The 2,041-nt window shown below is 71.9% G+C and carries 1 protein-coding gene and 1 pseudogene; both read right to left on the bottom strand.

The window, feature by feature from the left end:
- A partial coding sequence (locus tag D7W82_RS39395) for a serine/threonine protein kinase (protein WP_147439780.1) occupies positions 1–1,634 on the bottom strand: 1,634 nt, incomplete at its 3' end.
- A 192-nt stretch (positions 1,635–1,826) separates the two neighbouring features.
- Positions 1,827–2,041, bottom strand: a pseudogene (locus tag D7W82_RS42095) (ATP-dependent helicase); the annotation flags it as partial.

The raw sequence follows: 2,041 nt of genomic DNA on the forward strand, positions 1-2,041 counted from the left end.
GGGAAGGCAGGCGGGGGCGCGTTCACGGCACCGGGCGGAGGCGCGACCGGCGGCGGAGGTCGCAGCCACCAGCCGAGCCCCACGGCACCGAGGATCAGCGCGGCAGCGCCCGCGATGGGGAGCACGCGCGACTTTGGCGGGACCGCGGTGGGGACCGGCATCGTCATCGGACCGGGCATTCCCGGCTGACCCGACATGCTCACCGGGGCGAGTTGCTGTCCCTGGGGACCCACGGCTCCCGGGAAGCTGCCCGGAACCACCTGCTGGCCGCCGAAGGAACCCGGCGCGGCTTGCTGCCCACCCATGCTGCCCGGCGCGGCCTGCTGGCCACCCATGCTGCCCGGAGCGACCTGCTGGCCCGTGCCGTAGCCGGGGGCGGCCTGGTGCCCGCTGTAGCTTCCCGGCAGCTGCGCGGAGACACCGGGCGCCGGCAGGGCCACGCCCGAGCTCCCCGTGCCGCTCCCGGGCATCTGCGTGGCACCGAAGCCCATCGTGCCGCCCGCCACCTGCGGCTGCTGTCCGAACGGGACCGTGCCACCGGCCCGTGGCGCCATCGTCGCGTCGAAGCCGATTTCATCCGACGCCGACAACGCATCCGCTCCAAAGCGGCCCGTCCCCGGCCCCTTGTTCGACGGCGCCATCGTGGCGCCCGTCCCGTCGTCGTCGCTCGGCGACACGGAGGGGAGGGCGACTCCGGACGGACGCTTCGCGCGCCCGAAGGTCCGGGCTTCGATCTGCTCCGCCGTCTCCGGCAGCGACTGGAGCTGCGTGCCCGTGAGCTCCGCGATGAACGACGCGACGTCCGGATGGCGGTGGTCCGGGTTCTTCTCCAGCGCCCGCGCCACCGCCTTCGCGACGTTCGGCGGCAGGTCCGGCATCAGCGTGACCAGCGACACCGGCGGCTCGTGCACCACGCGGTAGATGATCTGCGCGAGCGACCCGCCACCAAAGGGCGTCATCCCGGAGATCATCTCGAACACGATGCCGCCCAGCGCGAACAGGTCCGTGCGCGCGTCGATGCGGCTGTTCTGCCCCTGCGCCTGCTCCGGCGACATGTACTGCGGCGTGCCGATGAGCACCGCCTCCTGCGTCTGCAGCGTCTCCGACGACATGACCTTGGAGATGCCGAAGTCGAGCAGCTTCACCCGCTCGCCCACCACGCCGCCGGAGTCCGTGGGCACCAGGAAGATGTTCGCGGGCTTCAGGTCGCGATGCACGACGCCCGCGCGGTGCGCCGTCTGCAACGCGGACCCCATCTGCCGCGTGAAGGAGAACACCTCCTCCAATGACAGCCGCCCGCGCCGCAGCCGGTCCGCGAGGCTCTCCCCGCGCAGGTACTCCAGCACCAGGAACGGACTGCCGTCCTCCAGCGTGTCGAAGTCCAGCACCTCCACGATGTTCGGGTGCCCCAGCCGCGAGGCGATCTCCGCCTCCCGCCGGAAGCGCACGTGGAGGTCCGGCCCCACGTGCTCGCCCACCCGCAGCACCTTCACCGCCACCTGCTTGCCCGGAAGCCGCAGGTGCTGGGCCAGGAACACCGAACCCATGCCGCCCCGCCCCAACACGGAGACGACTTTGTAGGTATTCCGGAGGACCGAATCGATGTGCAGCTCACCGTCTGCCGAGCGCGTCATGGAAGAGGCGTGTCCTGATGACAAAGGGGTGCGAAGCACCACCGTGAAACAGGGCGCCACGCTACCACGCCCCATCCGCCAGGGAACGCGCCCAACCCCCCAGTCGCCATACCCCGGACAGTCGAACGCCCGGACCCTCGTGAGAGGACCCGGGCGTCATGAACTTCATCCCTGTTCAGCCGGGACGAGGGCTCAGCCCCACTTGGACATCGTGCGCCGGGGCGGAGGCGAGCTCGGCCCCGCCGCGGGCGAAGCCACCGCCGGACGGGCCTGCTGCGGACGGCCCTGGCCACCACCGCGCGGCGCCTGGGCATTCCCGCCACCGCTGGCCTGACGCGACTGGCCACCGCCACCACCACCGCCGCGGCGCTGCCCGCCACCCCGACGCTGACCCTGTCTCTTATACA

The organism is Corallococcus sp. CA049B (genome assembly GCF_003611685.1).
In the GTDB taxonomy this organism is placed as follows: domain Bacteria; phylum Myxococcota; class Myxococcia; order Myxococcales; family Myxococcaceae; genus Corallococcus; species Corallococcus coralloides.